The following is a 21,497-nucleotide window of genomic DNA, read 5'->3' on the forward strand; positions in this document are numbered from 1 at the left end:
GCGGCGCTCGTTGTTGCGGAAGGTCTCTAACAGTGGCGCTCTCGTTGATGGGCCGCGGCGTATGGGTCCCGGGTCAAGCCCGGGACGACGGCGGTGTATGTTGTTACACCATCCAAACGCAATTTCGCGATCTCGCGGCACAATGCGCCCGAGTTTTGCTATTGAACTTCCCGCCCTCGAAGACAGAGGGCGCAGGGAATGCCGGATGCGCGCTGCACCCGCGGTCCCGTGTGCGATTGTGCTAAGAAAGCTGCACACGAGCATACAGGGCAGCGGAGAACATCCGACATTCCCTGCGCAGTGGCTTTACGGCTTATGACGCGCTCTCCCCGGTGAGACGGCCTCTATTGCCACCGTCGCCCTTCGGGAGCGTTAGCTCCCGAAAGACTTGACGCCGTTACGGGCGCCAGGACCACACGCTTTCGCCGTACGCTTCAGCCGCGACCGTCAATCGCAACCTCAGCGTCCACCGCGACCCGCCCCTCGTTGTGACGATGGCCAACGCCCCTCTGAGTGGGACGGGATGGCCATTGATGTGCCGGTGATTTGGGGTCGAAGGAAAGGGAAATATTTTTGATTTTCGGAAATTCTTGACTTGACACGATTTCCGTAAATCGGAATTGATTTGCCCGTCGGGTTGTTTTGTCGCACCGCGGGTTCCGAACTGTGCTTGCCGGCGGGGCGAAGCAGTTTGCGGTCTGCAACATCAACCTGAAGGCCAAAGCAGATTTGAGCGGGCTGGCGACACGGCGTCGCGCAGAATCACACCCGATTCTGCCGGACGTTATCCACCCCCGGAACCGCATGTCTGTTCCCGGAGGTAATGTCAGTAACCAGATCACGACGCCGATCACATCACCAGAACAGCGATGCGATCATGGAATCCTCTACACCCGCGGTGGCAGATAGATGCACACCGGGAGGTTGGCGACGCAGACATGACAATTACCATCGGGCGAGGCGCGCAGCGTCCATCTCGGAAACGTCCTGTCTCGCCAGCGCCAGCCGTCATCGCCGAGATCGATCACCTCGTTGCACGGCACCGGGCGGCAATGATGATCTTCGCAACATTCGTGCGAATACAGCATGTGGATGAGGATCAGCACCGTCTTCATCTTCGTCATCCTTGGCGATGATAGCTGGTGACGTTCACCATCAGCAGTCGGTTTGTCCGATGGCCGTCCTATCCGCACACCGCAGTTTGCCTTAAATGTGACCTGTGGATCACCGACAGCTATTGTGCACTGAGCGGACGAGATGCGCTCCACGCTTGATGTCAGTTCACGGCGTCAGAGCGGACATCACTGATGCGAGGACCGACTTTCGTTTTTGCCCCGAAGCGGACGTGTCGTCGACGCTACCTTGTGGGTTCGTCAGCCCTCTCGCGGTTGCGAGATGGACAGCCATTCTCTTGATCGTTGGCTCGCGTTGAAAATCAAACGTCTGCAGATGGCTGTTTAAACGTCGAAAGCGAAGAAAGCTCTGGTCGCGGTCATGATTTGCGATAGGGTGCGGAAGCTTGTCCGATGGTTCAGCGATTAGGACGTTACCGGTGCAGTCAGCCGCACCTGTGCAGGAGCCCTGACCCTATCGGTGTGAAGTACATTGCAGACCCGCGCGGTTGGGTATGCTATTAACCATTTCAGTTTCTCGCGATCTTACGTGCCGACCAGTGGACGCTTCGGTTGTCCTTGGGTCGCCTACACCAGTTACATGGAAATAGGGCTGCCTGTAAAACGGGAGGAGAGACTATGGATCGCCGCCAATTCGTTGCGGGCGCGAGCATTGCGGTCGCAGCCGCTTCTGCCTTTCCAGCGCCTGCCATCGCCCAAGGCGCACGCGAACTCAAGATGGTCACCATATGGCCGAAGGGCTTGCCGGGCCTGCAGTCAGGCGCCGAACGTGTCGCACAGTCGATTACGACGCTGTCGGGCGGCCGAATGCAAGTCAACGTCTTCCCCGCCGGTCAGCTGGTCGGCGCAATGGAATCGTTCGATGCCGTCTCCTCCGGACTGGCTGATCTCTACCACGCATCAGAAGTCACATGGGCGGGCAAGTCCGCCACCTTCGCCTATTTCTGCAACGTCCCGTTTGGATTTACCCCGGACGAGATCAACGCATGGGTTTACTACGGCGGTGGTCAGGCGCTGTGGGACGAGCTGAGCGCCGGGTTCGGCCTCAAGGCGTTCCTGTGCGGCAATACCGGTCCTCAGATGGGCGGCTGGTTCACCAAGGAGCTCACAAGCATCGATGCCTTCAAGGGCCTGCGCTATCGCATGCCCGGCCTGGGCGGCGACGTGTTGCGCCGGCTGGGCGCCGTGGTGGTTACCTTGCCGGGCGGCGAGATCATTTCGTCACTTCGATCAGGCGCGATCGACGCGAGCGAATTCGTGGGTCCCTGGGTTGACATGGCGTTAGGCCTGCACAAGGCGGCCAAGTACTACTACTATCCGGGCTTCCATGAGCCGGGGGCGGCGGTCTCGCTTGCCGTAAACAAGAAACTTTGGGAAAGCCTCGGCAGCACCGACAAAAGCATAATCGAGGGTGCCGCCGCGCTCGAGAACACACGTTCCCTTGCTGAGGCCACCGCCGCTAACGCCACTGCACTCGAGGAGCTTGTCAAAGATCCCGCGATCCAGATCCGCAAGGTCGATGACGCGATCTTGCTGGAGTTCGGCAAGATCTCCGGCGAAGTTCTATTCGAGTTAAGCCGCAAGGACGACCTGGCGCGGCGGGTCTACGACAGCTTCATGAAGTTCCGTACCGCGGCCGTTCGCTGGAGCGACGTTTCGGAACGCGCGTTCCTGAATGCGCGGGCGCTGCCGTATCCATTTGGAGGGTGACGGAGGCATTTCGCACCCTCAGGCCAAGGCGAGAACATGGGTCTGGCGAGGTCTAGCCGGTCAACAGCGCTCATGAGTCCGAACCTGCGGACATGGGTGCCATCTCGGCTCGGCGTAGCAAACCGACTGCTATTGGCCTTCCTCGGAATCAGCGGCCTGGGTGTCGTCGGTGCGACCGTTGCAATCTTCTCCTTCCGCGATATCGGCCAGGCTCTCGATCGCATCACGGCACGACGCGTGCCCGCCGCATTGGCTTCAGTGGAAGTATCGCGACGGGTCGAACGGATTGTTTCCGCCGCGCCGGCCCTGCTCTCTGCTGCCACGCCAGCCGATCACAACGAGAGTTCGCAGAGGATAGGCGTCGAGATGCAGGAGCTCGCCGCACTGCTGGAAAGCCTCGAGCACCGTGGAGCCGACAGCGATGCCCTCGGCTCAATGCGATCGGCCGTTGGTCGTCTGCGGACCAATCTTGAATCGCTGGACAAGCTGGTCGCGGATCGCATGATCGTAAGCGCGCTGAAGCGCGGCCATTCGAGCAACGCGCTCAGTACTCACAATGAAAGCCAAAGCCTGCTGGCACCCTGGCTCCAGATTGTCGAGGGGGAGGTCGCGCAATCGCGCCGCGCGTTCGACGACGCCAAGACAAGCGCCCAGGAACGGATTGCGGCCGGCAGCGGGCTGGTCCGCTCCACGGCGTCCTATCATGCACTCCAGCGCGTGCAGTTTCTCATTACGTCGGTAAGTGATAGGTTGCAGCAGATCTCGGCAGCAAGCGATTCAGACAGCGTGCGTGTGCAAATGTTTCGAATCCAGCAATCCCTGCGTGAGACGAGGCAGATAACACCCAACCTGGATCCGAGATTGCAACCGCTTCTGATTGGCAGGCTCGAGGAATTCCGTGCACTTGTCGAGGGGATCAACAGCATTCCCGAGTTGCGGTTGCAAGAGCTTGGCATCGTTGCTCAGGCTACCCGCAACCTGACGGAGAATGCTGCGCTCTCGCGAGACCTCACTCAGGCGGCGAATCGCCTCGTCTCAATTGCAAACCGCGATATCGTGCAGGCTAATGATGAGGCGTTCGCGGTTCAGCGATTCAGTTCGACCGTCCTGATCGCAGCGGTAGCGCTCAGCCTACTCAGCTCTATCGGGATAGTTTGGTTGTATGTGGGGCGCAACATCGTCTCGCGGTTGACCGCACTTAGCCGCAGCATGCTGGCGATTGCCGAGGGCAATCTTGCGACCAGCGTACCGACCGGGGGTAGCGACGAGATCTCGGAGATGGGCAGAGTAGTCGAGGTTTTGCGTAAGAACACGCTCGAACGGAACGAATTGCTGATAGAGAGAGAGCAAACGGCCGTGCGGCTCGAGAAGCAAGTCGAGGCGCGCACCATCGAGCTGGCCCGGTCGGTTGAGGAGCTTCGCGCCCTCGGCGAGGTCAGCCAGGCGGTCAACTCGACCATTGATTTGCAAACGGTGCTGTCCACGATCATCTCGAAAGCGGTCCAACTATCGGGCACCGACGCCGGCACAATCTATGCGTTCGACGATGCCCGTCAGGAATTCCGATTGCGCGCCAGCTACGGCATGGACGAGGCGTTGGTCGCAGCCATAAAGGACCGCAACGTCCGCCTGGGCGAGACCCTGATCAGTGAGGCGGCGATACAGCGCAGGCCCGTTCAGGTTGCCGACATTAGCAAGGATCCTACGTTGGTCCTCGACATCATCAGGCGCGCTGGATTCCGTGCGCTGCTGGCTGTCCCGCTGTTAGGCGCAGACCGGATCGTCGGCGCGCTGGTGGTCCGTCGCAAGCAGCCGGGCGACTTCCCCCAAGGCACGGTTAACCTATTGCAGACCTTCGGGGCACAATCGGTACTAGCCATCCAGAACGCTCGCCTCTTTGACGAGGTACAGTCGCGCACACGCGAATTGGCGAAGTCGCTGGAGGGCCTGCGGGCCACGCAAGACCGTCTCGTCCAGACTGAGAAGCTTGCCTCGCTCGGCCAGTTGACGGCCGGCATCGCGCACGAGATCAAGAATCCGCTCAATTTCGTAAACAATTTTTCGGCCGTTTCCGTCGAGCTTGTCGATGAACTGCGGGAGGCACTTGCAAGGGCCAGCCTTGCTCCCCAGTTGCGAGGCGAGATCAGCGAGATTTCGGATATGCTGCAGGACAATCTTGACAGGGTTGTGCAGCACGGCAAACGGGCCGACTCGATCGTCAAGAATATGTTGCTGCACTCGCGCCAGGGATCCGGGGAGCATCAGCCCACCGATATCAATGCCGTCGTCGAGGAGAGTCTCAATCTCGCATACCACGGTGCACGGGCAGAGAAGCAGGATTTCAACGTCACGCTGGAGAAGTCCTTCGATCCTGCGGCCGGCGAGGTCGATATGTTTCCACAGGAGATTACGCGCGTGCTGCTTAACCTCATCTCGAACGGTTTTTATGCGGCGACGAAACGGAATTTGGAAGCCAACGGACGCGGCTATGAACCCACGCTTGCCGTTCTGACCAGAAATCTGGGTGAGAGCGTCGAAATCAAAATTCACGATAACGGTACGGGAATTCCAGCCGAGGTGAAGGAAAAGATGTTCGATCCGTTTTTCACCACAAAACCCCCGGGCGAGGGGACAGGCCTCGGTCTTTCGCTCAGTTACGACATCATCGTAAAACAGCATGCGGGATCGATTGAGGTCGATACGCAGCCCGGCCAATTTACCGAATTCCGGATTGTCTTGCCGCGGCGCGCTGCGAAGCTCGCCCAATTGGGAGAGCGCTCGTGAACCTTCTTATTCTTGTTGTCGACGACGAACCGGATGTGGAGGCGCTTTTTCGCCAACAGTTTCGGCGCGATATCCGCGCAGGCCGGTTCACGATGGAATTTGCGCAGTCTGGTGACGTCGCGCTCTCGCGCATAAGCGAAGCGCGTGAGCAATCGCTCATTCTGATCCTGTCGGACATCAACATGCCGGGAATGAGCGGCCTGGAAATGCTTCCCAAAGCGAAGGCGATACGGCCGGATGTCCCGATCATCATGATCACGGCCTATGGCGATGCAGAAACCAAACGCCGGGCGCTGGATGGTGGCGCCGAGGCGCTTCTGACAAAGCCGATCGACTTTGGGGCACTCCGTGGCAAGATTGACAGTCGTGTTGAAAGGGCTGCGTGACTGGACGAATGTCCGTTGTTGGGCACGAAGCGGACCCAAGTCATTGTCCGCTCTTCTTTGGCTTTTGGCGGAACGGCGGACATGGGCGCCATCGATCCAGCCCGATTTATGATTGCACGACCTGGCAAGCCAGCTAGCTGACATCCCTTAACGCTGCCTCGACCACCTTGCGCTGCTCCGCCGTCAGCGCCGCCTGCGGCGGGACGGGGTCGCCGACGGCGTAGCCTTGAATCTCAAGGCCGGCCTTGATGCAGGCCGCGAGGTTGAAGCGGGCGAAGGCTTCGTTGATGCGCCACAGCTTGCGCTGCAGTGTCAGCGCCTCATCCCAGCGCTTGGCGTGGCAGAGGTTGTAAAGCTCGACGCTCTGGCGCGGGATGATGCAGGCCGGGCCCGCCATCCAGCCGAGGCCACCGATCAGCATCACCGCCGCCGGAATGTGGGCCGAGGCCGAGAACACTTTGATGCTGTCGCCGCAGCGGTTCATGATCGACAGCAGCCGCCCGGTGTTGGTCGAGGCGTCCTTGATGTAACCGATGCGCGGATGGGCGGCGAGCCGCTCGATCACGTCGAGCGTCAGATCGGAGCGCTGGAATTGCGGGTTGGTGTAGATCACGACGGGAATCTCGACCGCGTCCGCAATGGCGCGGAAATACGATTCGACCTGCGCGTCCGAGATCGGAAAATATGCTTCGAGGATTGCAAGGATGCCGTCGGCGCCGAGCTTCTGGTACGCCTTCGCCTGTGCCACCGCATCCGCCGTCGAGGTTGAGGCGACGCCGGCAATGACAGGCACGCGGCCTTTGGCTGCCTCGATCGTGGTCTGCACCACGGCGGTGCGCTGCTTCTCGTTGAGATAGGCGAACTCGCCGGTCGACCCGAGCGGTGTCAGACCGTGCACGCCTGAGATGATGAGGTCATCGCATAGCCGGCTGAGGACCTCGGTGCGGATGTCGCCTTCGGGGCCAATCGGTGAAACGAGGTAAGGGAAGACGCCGTGCAGATCAGCCATTGAGAGAAACGCCTTTTGAAACCCGGGAACGAATGGAAGCGATCGCCCGTATATCAAACGGGCATGGTCGTTCAAGTTCAGGAAGCCGTAAGCGCCATACCGTCGGTTGCTGGATCAGCGCCACCTTGCAGCCCTTCAGAAGAAATCTTGATACCGTGTACCCAACCGAATGTGTGGCTAAGCGCGGATCGTACCGTCTGATATCCGAGCCCATTCAGCGCGCGCTCAGCGGAGCGCGGGATCCGGTTCGAGAGATCGATGACATCGCTGGTAGCCGAAAAGCGGGGCGCTGAGACCGCCTCCAGCATCGACATTTCGAAGTCGAGGACGTTCAACGATACCTGGAGCACACCCATGGCAATCTGGGTCGCACCAGGCGCTCCGATCACCAGGATGGGCTTGTCATCCCTGAAGACGATCGACGGGCAAATGGAGGAGAATCTCGCCTTTCCGGGCGCCAGCGAGCCGGCTCGCCCGGGCCGCGGATCAAAAACCCCCATGCATCCATTGTACATGAAGCCCAGTCCCTCAGTGATCACGCCAGATGGCAACCCAAGCGAATGGGTCATCGAGATGCAGTTGCCGTCGGCATCGCAAATCGAAACCTGCGTCGTATCCTTGCTCGGGAGGCCGGCATTGAGCCTGACGACGTTGACCTTGTCGCCACGCTTGATGCCTTCAGCGATTTCGGCGCAGTGCTCCTTCGAGATCAAACGGTCGGTCGGAACGTCAACAAAGGAGGGATCACCGACAAACAGATCCTTGTCGCGGGTTGCGGCCTTCATGGCTTCTGCAACGACGCGAATGTATTCGACGCTGTTGTGACCGATGGACTTCAAATCGAAATTTTCGAGCGTGCGAAGCATCTCCAGCAGCATGATGCCGCCGCCGGGCGCCTGATTTGTCGTAACCCGGGAGTTTCGATAGGTGGCGGAGAGCGGCTTGTTCCTTACGGTCTGCAGCTTTTCGAGATCGGAGCGGCGCAACAGACCGCCGTGGGCCCGCATGTCCGCGTCGATGGCATCGGCGATCTCGCCGCGAAAGAACGCGTCGGGTCCGTCCTTCGCGATAATTCGCAGCACGTTCCCATAGTCCCGATTGACGACGCGATCTCCCACACGCTTCGGCGACCCATCCGCTCTGCAATAAAGCGCCTTGGCCGATGGGACGAATGAAATTCGATTGGCGTTGCCCACGCGTCCCATCGTTCCTTCTTCCGACCACCAGCTGTAGACATGCGGCCGGACGTTCCAGCCGCTTTCCGCGTAATCAATGGCCGGGCCGAACAATTCCGACCAGGGCAGTTTGCCGAGATCACGGTGCGCGTCGGCAAAGGCTCTGAGCGAGGAAGGCACGCAGATCGATTGATAACCGATGTCGTTCACGTTCCCTTTGAGAATAAAGCCGTATCCGTCACGCGCTTCGCCCTCGATCAGATCCTGCCACATGTCAGGTCGTACGGCTGATGGCGCAGGGGCATGGAAATCGTAGTAGGTGTGCACCTTCTTCGACGGGAAATAGGCGGCCAGGCTTCCGAAGCCGGCAATTCCGCACATCATGGGGTCAACGACGGTCTGAACCAGCGCGGCCGCGATGGCAGCATCGATCGCATTGCCGCCGGCGACGAGGATGTCCCTGCCCGCCTCTGTGGCCTCGGGTTGCGGAGTTACCACCATGCCCTTGTGCGTCACGTTCTTCTCCCTGGCGCCGTGAGTTGACATCCGGTCGCTGCAAGGAGCGAAGCAGCTAGGAATTCTTTTGGCAACAGATGGATCGGCATGGGCCTCTGCGAGACAAGGCAAGTTGCTGGGTTTGCCCCTTAGCAGAAAATCCACAAGGCTCATTGCTCGGTCGAAATGATCTCCCCAACGTCAGTTGCCCATGCCAGCAACGAGCACGCCATAGCGAAGATCACCGCAAAAACGCCAAATACCCAAGCGCCAGTGAAAAGAGCACACGTCACACCAGATGCAAGGAGGGAAGCAGCTCCGACGCATAAGAGCCGCCCCCAACCTCCCGCATTCCTCAACGCCTGATCAAAAGAGGCGCAGAGAAGGAGCAACAGCAGTTCAGCTAAATTGATGGAGGGGTGGGGCCACCACCATCGCCGGCAGTTTTCGTTGCCAAAATAGACACTCAGGAAGGTGCCTGCAGGGCCGAGCAAACCAAAGATCAAAAATCGCTTCATGCTGCAAAGTCTAGTTTAGCGACATGATCGCCGCCAAGATCGATTCACCCTTAACAGGCGCTGTATTCGATCCTCCGACGGACAGACCTTCGGACATGCCCGGCCATGACGGAATATCAAAACGCCTTCGCGATCGCGGCCCTGGCATCGCTCTGGATTTTGCCCAGATGATCCTTGTCGCGAAAACTCTCGGCGTAGATCTTGTAGACGTCTTCGGTGCCCGACGGCCGTGCCGCGAACCAGCCCTGATCGGTCTCGACCTTGATGCCGCCGAACGGCTGATCGTTGCCGGGCGCCTTGGTCCGGATCGCCGTCACCGGATCGCCAGCCATTTCCTTCAGGCCAAGCTGTTCCGGCCCGAGCGCCTTGAGCGCGTTCTTCTGCTTCGGCGTCGCCGGCACGTCGATCCGCGCGTAGACGGGCGTGCCGAGTTCGGCGGTCAGTCCCGCAAACAGCTCGCTGGGATTGCGGCCGGTCTTGGCGAGGATTTCGGCCGCCAGCAGCCCCATCACGACGCCGTCCTTGTCGGTGGTCCACACCGATCCGTCCCGCTTGAGGAATGAGGCGCCGGCGCTTTCCTCGCCGGCAAAGCCGAATGCGCCGCTGCCGAGCCCCTCGACGAACCATTTGAATCCGACGGGGGTCTCGACCAGCTTGCGGCTCAGCTTTTTCGCGACGCGATCGATGATCGAACTGGAAACGATGGTCTTGCCGATCGCGGCATCCCTGCCCCATTGCGGCCGGTGCTCGAACAGATAGGCGATCGCGGCGGCGAGGAAATGATTCGGGTTCATGAGGCCGCCGGTGCGGGTGACGATGCCGTGGCGATCGGCGTCGGTATCGTTGGCGAAGGCGACGTCGAACCTGTCGCGCATCTGGATCAGGCTCGCCATCGCGTAAGGCGAGGAGCAATCCATCCGGATCTTGCCGTCCCAGTCCGCGGTCATGAAGCGGAAGGTGGGATCGACGACATCGTTCACAACAGTGGCGTTGATGCCGTAATGCTCGATGAGCGGCTGCCAATAGTGCACGGCGGCGCCGCCGAGCGGATCGATGCCGATTTTCACGCCGGATGATTTGATCAGCGCCATATCAACGGCATTGCAGAGGTCGGCGACATAGGGGCGGATATAATCATACAGATGCGTCGTCGGCGCCTTGCGGGCGCGCTCATACGGCATCCGCGCCACACCCCTCATGTCCGCCGCCATAAAGGCGTTCGCGGCTTTTTCCACCCTGGCCGTGACATCGGTATCGGCCGGCCCGCCATGGGGCGGGTTGTATTTGTAGCCACCGTCCTCGGGTGGATTATGCGACGGCGTGATGACGACGCCATCGGCAAGGCCGCTCGTCCTGCCCTTGTTGTAGCTCAGGATCGCGTGCGAGATCACCGGCGTCGGCGTGTAGCCGCCGCGATCGTCGATCATGATATCGACGCCGTTGGCGGCAAACACTTCCACCGCGCTCACCAGCGCCGATTCCGCCAGCGCGTGGGTGTCGATGCCGATGAACAGCGGGCCGGTCAGCCCGGTTTCGCGGCGGTAGTCGCAGATCGCCTGCGTCGTCGCCAGAATGTGGTTTTCGTTGAAGGAGTTTTTCAGCGACGTGCCGCGATGACCCGAGGTGCCGAAAGCGACGCGCTGCGCGGGATCGGCCGGATCGGGCTTTCCGGCGAAATAGGCCGTCATCAGGCGCGGAACATTGACGAGATCAGCGGAACCGACCGGTTTACCCGCGGCAGGATTGGTTGCAGTCACATGGCCTCTCAGGAAGGAGTGGTTTCCTGAGAACATACGCGAAAGGACGGCGGCGACAAAGGCGCTTTCGGCCGCTCACCATGCCGGAAATGCAAGCAGGAACCGCCATGACGATGCCTTGATCGTCACAGCCGCGGAATATTCGCTGTCTTGATCACGTCGGCCCATTTTACGATTTGCGACTGGATCAGCGCGCGCATCTCCTCCGGCGTACTGCCCTGCACGTCGCCGCCGATCGCGGTCTCCAGCGCCGCCCTGGTTTCGGGATCGGCGAGGGTTTCCAGAACAGCCTTGTTGAGGCGCTTGATGATCGCCGGTGGCGTGCCCTTCGGCGCCAGCAGGCCCGCCCAAGTGCGCACATCGAATCCCCTGACGCCGGATTCATCGGCCGTCGGAACGTTTGGCAAGAGTTTGCTGCGCGCAGGTGACGTCACGGCCAGCCCGCGAATGGCCCCGCTCTCGATCTGTGGCGCCAGCAGCACCGGCGTTCCCACGATCATTGGAATCTCGCCGCCGAGCAGCGCGGTGACGGTGAGCGAATCGCCGCGATAGGGAACGTGCACCATCTTGATGCCGGCCGTGGTTTCCAGAAGTGCGCCGGCCAGATGGTGGGTGCTGCCAAATCCAACCGAAGCGTAATTGAGCTCGCCGGGCTTTGCTCTCGCGAGCGCGATCAATTCGCCAAGTGATTTGGCCTCGTAATCGGCGCGAACCGCGATCACGAGCGCGTAGTAGACGGCGGTCGAGATCATCTCAAAGCTGTCGACGGAATCGTAAGGCAGCGACTTGTAGAGTGCCGGGGATATGGCGTGGGCGCCAGTGACGAGCCCGATCGTGTAGCCGTCGGGCTCGGCCTTGGCGATCTGGGCCGCGGCGAGATTGCCGCCCGAGCCAGGCTTGGCCTCGATCACGATCGGCTGGCCCAGCCGCTTCGCGAGCCCGTTCGCCAGGATGCGCGACAGGGTGTCGGCTGCGCCGCCGGCGGCGAAACCGTGGAGCAACCGGATCGGCCGGGTCGGATAATCCTGGGCGCTGGCAGCGCTAATCGATCCCGCGATCGTGGCGATGAACAGCATCGCGAACAGTCGCCCGAACGAATAGCGACGAACTGAACTGCGCGCTGATCCCGCCATTTTCGTCTCTCCCCATATCGATCATTGTGTTCGTGTTAGCCGTGGAAGTTCCGCGCACTTACTTCCCGCCGCGCATCTTCGGCGAGAACTCCGCCGCATCAGGCGAAGGACCCACGCCCCAGATGTCGCGCGGCAATCCGATCCAGGTCTTCGGACGCTGCGGCCGGTCGCGATGCCAGGGACGCGGCTCGAAATAGCCGAGCTCCTCGTCGGCCATGCGGTCCATGTCGTAGAACAGCTCGATGAGATAGCCATCGGGATCGCGATGATAGGTCGCGATGTTGTGCCCGGGGCCGTGGCGCACCGGTCCCCATAGCAGCGGGATCTTTCGTCGTCCGAGCAGGTCGCAGGCCTGCTGCATGTGGGAAGCATCGCGCAGTTCGAACGCCATGTGATGCAGCCGCGCGTCAGTGCCGCGCGCGAAATTGACGGCGTGATGCTCGAACCCGCAGCGCATGAAGACGAAGTTTTCCTCGATCCGGTCTGAATCGCGGAAACCCAAAACGTCGGAATAAAATCTTGCGGTCCGGTCCGGATCGGGCGCGTACATCGCCATGTGGCCGAGCTTGCTGACGACGATGCCCCGCACCTGTTCGCTCGGCGGGGTGAATTGCCACTGCGTGAACAGCTCGATCTGCCGGCCGTCGACATCTGAGAAAACCAGCGTCCGCGGTATTCCCGGCGCGGAATCGGAGCGGATCTCGGATTTGATGCCGAGATCATTGAGCTCTTTGCCGACGTCCGCCAGCTCGACATCGGGGCCGATCTCGAAGGCCATGGCCTTGCAGGAGGAAGCCGTATCCTGCTCCAGAACCAGCGTGAGTTCGCCGGACTCCGAGGCGAACAGCGCGCGACCGGCCTGCCTTTCGACAATGCCGAGACCGATGATCGCTTGATAATATTCGATCTGCTGTTCGATATCGGCAGTCGCGAACGTCGCGTGCCTGATGCGCTTGACTTTTATCATCGCACTCTTCCCCGTCAGTCCCGCGTCATGATGATCTTGCCGAGCGCCTGGCCGGAATCCAGCAGCTCATGGGCCCGGCGCACCTCGGACAGCTTGAAGCGGGCAAAGATCGCCGGCTTGATGGTTCCGTCAGCCAGATGGCCGATCATGCGCTTCATGATGGCGCGCCGGCCTTCGCGGTCGTGGTCGTAGATGTGGAACGAGAAACAGCGGATCGCGGGGCAGACATCGAGATGCTTGCGCATCTCCTCCATCATGTTCTGCGTCGGCAGACCGTCGAACGCGTTGTAGGAAACCACCGTTCCCCACTTGGCCAGCGCGCGCAGATGGGTGAAGAAATCAGGACCGCCGACGTGATCGAGCACGAGATCGACGCCACGTCCGCCGGTCAGTTCACGCACGCGCGCGACGACGTCTTCGCCGCGATAGTAGATGATGCCGTCGGCGCCCATCGCGCTGGCGAAGACCGCCTTCTCCTCCGAGCTGACGGTGCCGATCACGGTCATGCCTGCAAGCTTTGCAAGTTGCACCAGCGACGAGCCGACGCCGCCGGCCGCGCCGATGACGAGCACCGATTTCGGCAGACGCGCCGATCCGCATTCATTCAGCAGCGCCCACGCCACCTGGTAATTGGCAAGGCAAACCGCGGCCTCAAGATCAACCTGCTCGGGCAGCAGATGAACGGCATCCGCCGGGGCTGCGACCATCTCGGCGTAGCAGCCACCGCGCTGCGCCAGATCGCGGGCGCTCAGCAGCACCTTTTGTCCGACCTTGATGTCACGCACTCCGCTGCCGACGGCCTCGATCCGGCCCGCCACGTCGTTGCCGGGGTTGGCCGGCAGCGGCGGCATCCATTTGTAGACGCCGCTGCGGATCAGCTTGTCGGGTTGCCCGACCCCGAAGGTTTCAGCCCGGATCAGCACGTCGGTTTCGCCGGGCACAGGCATCGGAACGTCCTGATACTCCAGGGCGTCCGGCCCTCCCGGGCGGTGTACCAAGACAGCCTTCATGCGCGCTCCCACCCGTCCTCAAGCCATATTTTCGAAAATACTACCGCTTACGAAAATTATTGCAACAGCATTCTCGCCTCGATAGACTCGAAGGACGATCGGAGAGCGATTCCAATATGAACGTCACGGCCTTCAAGCGCCGAAAGGAATTCGGCAAGACGCTGGCGTCCGATATCGCGCACCGGATGCGCAACGAGATCGTGACCTGCCGGCTCAAGCCCGGCGAGGTGCTGAAATTCGACACGCTGCGGCTGGCCTATGGCGCGAGCTTCACGACACTGCGCGAGGCGCTGACGTGTCTGGCCGCCGAGGGGCTGGTGGTGGCAGAGGAGCAGCGCGGCTTCAAGGTGGCGCCGATCAGCCTTTCGGATTTGATCGACCTGACGCGCGCCCGCATCCTGATCGAGGTCGATTTGATCCGCCGCTCGATCGAAAATGGCAATGATGACTGGGAAATCGCGGTTATTTCGTCGATCCACCGGCTTGGAATCATCGAGGGGCGCGAGGTCGAGGACTACGCCGACAATCCGGAATGGAAGCTGGCGCACCGGGAGTTTCACGAATCCCTGGTGGCGGCATGCGGCTCGCCAACCCTACTTGGCATCCGGCAATCACTGTTCGAACGCGCCGAGCGCTATCGCAATATCTCGGCAAGGTTCCGGCCACGTCCGCGCGACAAGGCCGGCGAGCACCGTGCGCTGATGAAGGCCGCCGTCGGCCGCGATGCCGACCGCGCCTGCGAGCTGATCGCAAGGCACATCCAGAACACGACCGACAACGTCATCAAATACGCTTCGGAATTGTTCAGCCAGAATTGAATTGATCGGGCCTCGGCAACCGCGCGAGAATGCGTGCTCCCGAGCCGAAATTGAATTTCGCTTGTATCATTTTCGAAAATAGTGTCTTTTACGGAAATCTCAAATCAGGGTCCGAGGATCGCGTTCATGAAGCTCATATCTTTCCTGCGGCAGCAGACCGAAACATGGGGCACCGTGCGCGGCGACGAGGTCATCGACCTCGGCAAGGTGCTCGGCGGGACGCTGGCGGATTTCATCGGCAGCGCGAAATTCGCCGAGCGGGAGCAGATCGCCGCCGCCCACACGCCGGACCTGAAACTGAGCGAGATCAGTTTTCTGCCTGTGATCCCGCGGCCCGAAAAGATCGTCTGCGCCGTACGCAACTACCTCGATCACCACAACGAGGCTGTCGCATTCGGCATGAAGCGCGAGATCACCGAATTTCCGCCGATCTTCCTGCGGGTCTGGCGCTCGCAGGTCGCGCACAACGCGCCGGTGATCCGGCCAAAAGTTTCCGACAATCTGGACTGGGAGGGCGAACTCGCCGTCGTGATCGGCAAGGGCGGCCGCCACATCAGCCAGGCCGACGCCTGGAATCATGTCGCCGGCTATTCGATCTACAATGACGTCAGCGTCCGCGACTGGCAGCGGCATGCGCAGCAGATCGCATCCGGCAAGAATTTCGTCGGCACCGGCCCGTTCGGTCCATGGCTGGTGACGCCTGACGAGATCGCCGATCCCACCAATCTGAAGCTTGAGACCCGCGTCAATGGCGAGACGGTGCAGTCGAGCAATACGTCGATGCTGATCTTCTCGATCCCGCGGCTGATCGAATACTCCTCGACCATTTTCGACCTCGTGCCGGGCGACGTCATCGCCACCGGCACGCCGGCCGGCGTCGGTTTCACGCGCAAGCCGCCGATCTTCCTCAAGCCCGGCGACGTCGTCGAGGTCGAGATCGAACAGATCGGCGTGCTCCGCAATCCGGTCATCGACGAGTGAACCGATGACGCCATCGTCCGCAGCCTATGAAATCCGCAAGACGTCGCTGAGCGTCGAAACGATCTGGCACGAGCGTGGGCCACGGCTGGCAATGCCGCTGCTCGTCGGCACGGCAATCGCAGTGGTCCGCAATCCCTTTGCCGGCCGCTACGAGCCGGACCTGATGCCGTTCCAGGCGTCGCTCCGCGAACTCGGCCGCGAGCTTGCGGCCGGGTTGATGGAGCGGCTCGGCGGCAGCGCCATGATCGAGGCCTATGGAAAGGGCATCGTCGTCGGCGAGGAAGGCGAGCTGGAGCATGGCGCAGTGTGGCACGAGGCCGGCGGCCAGGGCATGCGCGAGGTACTTGGCCAGCCCAAGGCCATCGTTCCCGCGGCGAAGACGATCGGCGGCCCGGGCACACGCCTGATGGTGCCGCTCGGCCACGTCCACGCCGCCTATGTGCGCAGCCACTTCGGCACCGCCGAGATGACGATGTGGGACGCGCCACGCCGCGACGAAATCGCGTTCGGCCTCGTGATGGCAACCGGCGGCCGGCCGCACGCCCGCATCGGCGGATTGTCGGCCGATGCGATTTCAGTCCACGACGGCCAGCGCTGACTTCACTTGCTGTCCGGCTGTTCGCTCAGCCGCCCTGCAGGCCTGTTTCCTTGATCAGCGGACCCCATTTGAGCCGCTCCCGTTTTTCGAACTGGGTCAGCTCGGCGGGCGTTCCGCCGCCGGGATCAAATCCGAGTTCCAGCAGGCGCTTCTTCGTTTCCGGTTCGGCAAGCGCCTTGGCCAGTTCCTTGTTCAGGAGATCGATGATCGGCTGCGGCGTGTCGCGCGGCGCGTAGAACGCGTTCCAGGCGGTCACCTCGAAATCGGCCACGCCCTGCTCGGCGATGGATTTTACACCCGGCATCAGCTCGGTCGATTTCAGCGAGGTGATCCCGAGCGCCTTCAACTTGCCGCCGGCGACATGGCCGCGCAGTGCCGTCACCGTGTCGATGATCAGCGGCACCTGGCCGCCGAGGACGTCGGTCGTAGCCGTCGCCGATCCCTTGTAGGGCACGGAAAACAACGACGCACCGCTCCGCCCTTTGAGGAACTCGAAGACGATGCGGGCCGTCGTGCTCGGCAGCGCGATGTCGACCTTGTCGGGCGTCGCCTTGGCCGCGGCAACCAGGTCGGCCAGCGAATTTCCTGAAAACGACGGATTGGCCGCGAGCACCATGGGCAGCTTGCCCACCAGGATGATCGGCGCAAAATCCTTGGCCGGATCGAATCCCGGCGATGCGTACATGAACTCGTTCATGCTCTGGGTGGCATTGGTGCCCATCATCAGCGTGTATCCGTCAGCGTCCGAACGCGCGGCCTGCTCGGCGCCGATGTTGCCGCCGGCGCCGGGCTTGTTCTCGACATAGAACCGCTGGCCCATCGTCCGCGACAATTGCTCGGCGAAGTATCGCGCCACCACGTCGGTGCCCTGGCCTGCCTGGTACGGCACGATGATCCGCACCGGCCTCGACGGATAGGTCTGCGCAACCGCCGCGCAACTCCATAGCAAAGCCAGCAATCCTGCGGCCCATTTTGCAAATCTCGGCATGACGGTTTCCTCTCCTGATGATTTTATTTTTTGTTGTCGGTCTTCTTATCGTTGGGTGAGACGATGCCGGTCTCGATCAAACCGTCGATGGCCGTTTGATCGAAGCCGGCCTCGCCCAGGATTTCGCGGACATGTTCACCGAAGCGCGGTGGCCGCCGTCCCGCGCCGCCGGGCGTCTGCGCAAGTTTTATGGGGATGCCGGGCGCGCGGTGGCCTTCGCTTTCGATCAGCATGTCGCGGTGCGCCACATGCGGCTGCGCGAACGCCTGCGCCACATTGTTCACGGGCCCTGCCGGCACGCCCGCGCGCATCAGATCGCGGCAGAGATCGTCGGACTTGAATCCGGCCAGCGTGCGCTCGAGTTCGGCGCGAAGGGATCCAACGTGTTTCAGCCGGTCGGCGTTGGTGCGGAAGCGCGGATCGTCGAGCAGATCTTCGCGCGCCACCTTCTGGCAGAAACGGCGGAACTGGCCGTCGTTGAGAATACCCAGAAAAACCTCACCATCGCTGGCTGCGAATTTGTCGTAGGGCGCGATGTTGGGATGGGCGCTGCCGAGCCGGCCGGGGACGACGTCCGAGCAAAGCCAGTTGGCTGCGTGCGGAACCAGCAAATTGAGTGCGGTGTCGAACAGCGTCACCTCGACGCGCTGCCCCATCCCGGTGCGCTCGCGCGCCGCCAGCGCCAGCAGGACGCCGGTCAGCGCATTATATCCGGTGACGTAATCGACAATGGGAACGCCGACGCGGGTGGCGCCGGATTGCTGTGTGCCGTTGATGCTCATCAGCCCGCACATCGCCTGCAGCACCGCGTCGTAACCGGGCAGCCCGCCAAGCGGCCCATCGGCGCCGAAGCCGGAGATGGCGCAGTACACCAGCCGCGGAAAGCGCGTCGACAGAACATCAAAGCCGATACCCCAGCGCTCCATGGTGCCGGGCAGGAAATTCTCCACCAGCACGTCCGCATCTCTGAGCAGGGCTTCGAGCACGGCGCGCCCCCCGGCACGCGAAAGGTCGAGCGCCATGCCGCGCTTGCCGCGGTTGACGGCGCTGAAGTAGGCCGCCTGCCCGGCCGCATCGAACGGCGGCCCGAGACCACGGGTCTCGTCGCCCGCCGGCGGCTCGATCTTGACGACATCGGCGCCATGATCGGCCAGCATCTGCGTGCACAGCGGCCCGGCGAGCACACGCGACAGATCGACGACCTTGAGGCCGGTCATCGCTCCGCGCGTGAGCTCGTTTGCGGGCATGGTCAGTGGACCGTTCGGTTGTCAGGAACTTCTTCAGGAACGGCTTGGCAATTCCACGATGCCGGTCCCCAGGACCGATACTTCATTGTCCTGATTGTAGGCTTCCTGCTCGATCTCGACGAGGTGACGCCCGCCCTCGACGAACTTGCGCTTCACCTTGCCCTTGATGAACAGCATGTCGCCCTCGGGATTGTGCCGGCGGATCTTGCAAGTCGCGCGGCGCAGGAAGCCATCGTCGCCCATCCAGTTGGTGAGATGATGGGTCAGCCAGGAGCAGCGTTCCGGACCGTAATCGTAGGCGCCGGGCGCGCCGACTTCGAGCGCGAACTCCTCTTCCCAATGCACGCGCTCGGGACAGTCAGGAATATTGAAGCGGTTGGGAATACCGAGACCGCGATGGGCGTCCTGCAGCTTCCAGGCGAGCTTGTTGGCACGGATGTAGAGGCCGCCCCACCCTTGCGCATAGGCGATGAAGCCGGTGACCGTCATCGGCCCCTTGAACATCACGGGCAGCGCCTCGCCCTCGGTGACGTCTTGCCAGTAGCGCTTGCGCGAACCCTGAATCCGCTCCTCGGCATAGAGCTTGTAGGCCTCGGCCAGTTCCTGCTCGCTGTAACGGCGCGGCGCGCGGGCCTTGACCTCCTTGTACTTGGTGCCCTGCTCGCGCGCGTGGTCGCGCTCGGTGCGGAAGCACCAGCTATCCGCCTCGGCGACGAGGTCGCCCTGCTGGTTGAAGAAATCGACGTGATAGGTCTGCTGGATCGCGCGGCCGGCAAAGCGCGTCTGGTGCTCGACGAGGTCCTTCAGCTTGGCCTCGGTCGAAATCACGTCGTTGCGACGGACAGGCTTGTGCCAGGTCCAGTCGGCGCCCGACCACATCGCGTGGACCCCGGGCAAACCGCCGACATAACCTGACACGATGCGGCTGGTCGAGAACAGGAAGCTCGGCAGCGCGATGATGCCGCCATGGTTGGTCTTGGCGGCGTAATCAGGGTCGCACCACAGCGGATTGTCATCGCCGATGCCGTGCGCGTAGTGACGGATGTTGTCGCGCGTCGCCTCGTAGCACCATGGCTCGGCGGTGACGCCGATCGAGACGCCGATGCGCTTGCGCAGATCGTCGAGGCCGTCCTCGGTGATCTTCGGAAATCTGGTTTCAACGGTATCGAGCATGTGACGTTCCTTCCTTCAGGCTCTTGCCTCTATCTGGCTTCTGATTTCGTGATGGCCTGCTCGCGGTCGCGCAGCACCTTGCGGTTGACCTTGCCGGCCGGTGTCTTGGGCAGTTCGGTGACGAAACTGACGACGCGCGGATATTCGTGATGGCTGAGGCGCTGGCGCACGACGTCCTGGATCTCGTGCTGGAACGCCTCATCGCCAGCCCGGTCGGTGACGACGAAGGCTTTCACGACTTGCCCGCGCAGCGGATCGGCGACGCCGATCGCGGCCGCCTCACGCACTTGCGGATGCTTGAGGATCGCATCCTCGATTTCGACGGCACTCATGGTCCAGCCGGCGGAGATGATCACATCGTCGGCGCGGCCGCCGTGATAGAAATAACCATCCTCGTCGATGCGGCCGAGATCCTTGGTCGCGATCCACTGTCCGTGGCGCCAGACCTTCAGTTCGCCGGCGACGCCGGGCGGGCATTGCCGGCCCTCGGCATCGTGGACCTCGACGCGCCCGCCGGGAATCGGTTTACCCAATGAACCGGGCTTGACGACGAAATCGCCGGCGCCGGGATAGCTCACCAGGATCACGCCGATCTCGGTGGTGCCGTACATGCTGCAGGCCGGCCGGCCAAAAATGTCCTCGACGAACGAAGCGGTCTCGCTGTCGATCGGCTCGCCGGTGAAGGACAGTTTCTCGATGGCGTAGCGATAATTCGGCGCCGCGCCGGAATTCCGCATCATGCGATAATGCGTGGCGGCCGCCGAGATGTTGGTGAACTGGTGCTGCTGCAGCGCCGCCAGCAGCCGCTCCGGATTGAACTTGCCGGCATAGGCGCCAATGGTGATGCCGAGCGCCAGCGGCGCCAGCGTGCCGTGCCAGAGACCATGGCCCCATGCCGGCGACGACGGGCAGATGAAACGATCGCCGGGACGAAGGCCGGTGCCGTACAGCGCCGCCACCATCAGCGTCACGATCGCACGATGGGTGTGCTTGACCGCCTCGGGAAGCTCGCGCGTCGTCCCCGACGTATATTGGAACAGCGCCAGCGCGTCGGCCGCCGTGTTGGGCGTAAAGTGCGGCGAGAAGCGCTCAAGTCCTTTCAGGAACGCATCGTCGGCGACCACGATTTTCGCTTCCATGCCGTCCAGGCTTGGCGCCTTTTCGGCGTTCGTCACAATCAGTCGCGGCGTGCAGTCGTTGACGCGCAGCTTGACGCCATCGGGTCCGAACAGCGTGAACAAGGGCACGGCGACGGCGCCCGCCTTCATCGTGCCGAACACCGCCACATAGAACGCCCGCGACGGCTCCAGCATGATCGCCACGCGATCACCGGCCTTGACGCCTTCGCTCGCGAGATAATGGGCGAAGCGCGACGAGGCTTCCGAGATCTCGCGAAAGTTCAACAGTTCATCCGGCCCGTCGGCGTGAACGACAATGACAGCCGGATTGGAGCGCCCGGCATGCCGGTCGATGCATTCATGGGCGATGTTCAGGCGTTCGCGATTGCCCGCGAATAGTTCCCAGAGTCTGGCGGAGGAAAATTCCGCCTGCGCATCCGCGTAGCTCGTGAAGTAGGTCAGCTTGGTCATGGCGGCAAAATACCGAAGTCGAACTA

18 protein-coding genes are annotated in these 21,497 nt (G+C 61.9%); 6 read left to right on the forward strand and 12 right to left on the reverse strand.

Translation table 11 applies throughout. The features are described 5' to 3' along the window. Positions 1–887: 887 nt before the first annotated feature. Positions 888–1,115, reverse strand: a complete 228-nt coding sequence (locus JQ600_RS08610; protein ID WP_212032756.1) for a hypothetical protein — start codon at positions 1,113–1,115, stop codon at positions 888–890. Between the two features lie 636 nt (positions 1,116–1,751). Here JQ600_RS08610 and JQ600_RS08615 point away from each other — a divergent pair. From JQ600_RS08615 to JQ600_RS08625, 3 genes are all read left to right on the forward strand, one after another. Next, complete coding sequence (locus JQ600_RS08615; RefSeq protein WP_212263445.1) at positions 1,752–2,843, forward strand: TRAP transporter substrate-binding protein; 1,092 nt, start codon at positions 1,752–1,754, stop codon at positions 2,841–2,843. Positions 2,844–2,915: 72 nt separating this feature from the next. Then, positions 2,916–5,627, forward strand: a complete 2,712-nt coding sequence (locus JQ600_RS36770) for an ATP-binding protein (protein ID WP_212390486.1) — start codon at positions 2,916–2,918, stop codon at positions 5,625–5,627. Next, on the forward strand, positions 5,624–6,013 hold the full coding sequence (locus JQ600_RS08625; RefSeq protein ID WP_212032754.1) for a response regulator: 390 nt from the start codon (positions 5,624–5,626) through the stop codon (positions 6,011–6,013). The genes JQ600_RS36770 and JQ600_RS08625 overlap by 4 nt, the downstream gene beginning before the upstream one ends. 133 nt (positions 6,014–6,146) lie before the next feature. Here JQ600_RS08625 and JQ600_RS08630 read toward each other — a convergent pair whose 3' ends face one another. From JQ600_RS08630 to JQ600_RS08660, 7 genes are all read right to left on the reverse strand, one after another. Further along, the gene (locus JQ600_RS08630; protein ID WP_212390487.1) at positions 6,147–7,022 is read right to left on the reverse strand and encodes a dihydrodipicolinate synthase family protein; all 876 of its coding nucleotides are present in this window, start codon (positions 7,020–7,022) and stop codon (positions 6,147–6,149) included. Between the two features lie 77 nt (positions 7,023–7,099). Next, entirely contained in the window at positions 7,100–8,866 is a 1,767-nt protein-coding gene (locus JQ600_RS08635) for a gamma-glutamyltransferase family protein (RefSeq protein ID WP_249135767.1), read from the reverse strand. Continuing rightward, complete coding sequence (locus tag JQ600_RS08640) at positions 8,863–9,210, reverse strand: hypothetical protein (protein ID WP_212390488.1); 348 nt, start codon at positions 9,208–9,210, stop codon at positions 8,863–8,865. The genes JQ600_RS08635 and JQ600_RS08640 overlap by 4 nt, the downstream gene beginning before the upstream one ends. A gap of 116 nt (positions 9,211–9,326) precedes the next feature. Further along, positions 9,327–11,003 (reverse strand): phosphoglucomutase (alpha-D-glucose-1,6-bisphosphate-dependent), encoded by a 1,677-nt coding sequence (gene pgm / locus JQ600_RS08645; RefSeq protein WP_249135768.1) that lies wholly within the window; start codon positions 11,001–11,003, stop codon positions 9,327–9,329. 89 nt (positions 11,004–11,092) lie between these two features. Beyond that, positions 11,093–12,100, reverse strand: coding sequence for a tripartite tricarboxylate transporter substrate binding protein (locus JQ600_RS08650; RefSeq protein ID WP_249133147.1), 1,008 nt, complete (start codon positions 12,098–12,100; stop codon positions 11,093–11,095). A gap of 58 nt (positions 12,101–12,158) precedes the next feature. Beyond that, positions 12,159–13,067, reverse strand: a complete 909-nt coding sequence (locus JQ600_RS08655; protein ID WP_212390490.1) for a VOC family protein — start codon at positions 13,065–13,067, stop codon at positions 12,159–12,161. Between the two features lie 14 nt (positions 13,068–13,081). Then, positions 13,082–14,077 carry a zinc-dependent alcohol dehydrogenase family protein gene (locus tag JQ600_RS08660; RefSeq protein ID WP_212390491.1) on the reverse strand — a complete coding sequence of 332 codons (996 nt, stop codon included), beginning with the start codon at positions 14,075–14,077 and terminating at the stop codon, positions 13,082–13,084. A 116-nt stretch (positions 14,078–14,193) separates the two neighbouring features. On the opposite strand from JQ600_RS08660, the gene JQ600_RS08665 reads away from it, so the two are divergent. The 3 genes from JQ600_RS08665 (at position 14,194) to JQ600_RS08675 (ending at position 16,474) form a co-directional block, all read left to right on the forward strand. Continuing rightward, positions 14,194–14,895, forward strand: a complete 702-nt coding sequence (locus JQ600_RS08665; protein ID WP_212390492.1) for a GntR family transcriptional regulator — start codon at positions 14,194–14,196, stop codon at positions 14,893–14,895. Positions 14,896–15,021: 126 nt separating this feature from the next. Continuing rightward, positions 15,022–15,876, forward strand: coding sequence for a fumarylacetoacetate hydrolase family protein (locus JQ600_RS08670; protein WP_212390493.1), 855 nt, complete (start codon positions 15,022–15,024; stop codon positions 15,874–15,876). Positions 15,877–15,880: 4 nt separating this feature from the next. Continuing rightward, complete coding sequence (locus tag JQ600_RS08675) at positions 15,881–16,474, forward strand: amino acid synthesis family protein (protein ID WP_212390494.1); 594 nt, start codon at positions 15,881–15,883, stop codon at positions 16,472–16,474. A gap of 25 nt (positions 16,475–16,499) precedes the next feature. On the opposite strand, the gene JQ600_RS08680 is transcribed toward JQ600_RS08675, so the two are convergent. The 4 genes from JQ600_RS08680 to JQ600_RS08695 form a co-directional block, all read right to left on the reverse strand. Further along, the gene (locus JQ600_RS08680) at positions 16,500–17,462 is read right to left on the reverse strand and encodes a tripartite tricarboxylate transporter substrate binding protein (RefSeq protein WP_212390495.1); all 963 of its coding nucleotides are present in this window, start codon (positions 17,460–17,462) and stop codon (positions 16,500–16,502) included. A 23-nt stretch (positions 17,463–17,485) separates the two neighbouring features. Next, positions 17,486–18,679 carry a CaiB/BaiF CoA-transferase family protein gene (locus JQ600_RS08685; RefSeq protein WP_249135769.1) on the reverse strand — a complete coding sequence of 398 codons (1,194 nt, stop codon included), beginning with the start codon at positions 18,677–18,679 and terminating at the stop codon, positions 17,486–17,488. A gap of 63 nt (positions 18,680–18,742) precedes the next feature. Continuing rightward, positions 18,743–19,882 (reverse strand): MaoC family dehydratase N-terminal domain-containing protein, encoded by a 1,140-nt coding sequence (locus JQ600_RS08690; protein WP_212390497.1) that lies wholly within the window; start codon positions 19,880–19,882, stop codon positions 18,743–18,745. Positions 19,883–19,911: 29 nt separating this feature from the next. Beyond that, a complete protein-coding gene (locus JQ600_RS08695; RefSeq protein WP_212390498.1) occupies positions 19,912–21,471 on the reverse strand; it encodes an acyl-CoA synthetase in 1,560 nt (519 codons plus the stop codon). Between the last annotated feature and the right edge of the window lie 26 nt (positions 21,472–21,497).

It is taken from the genome of Bradyrhizobium sp. AUGA SZCCT0176, from assembly GCF_018130145.1.
Classification (GTDB): domain Bacteria; phylum Pseudomonadota; class Alphaproteobacteria; order Rhizobiales; family Xanthobacteraceae; genus Bradyrhizobium.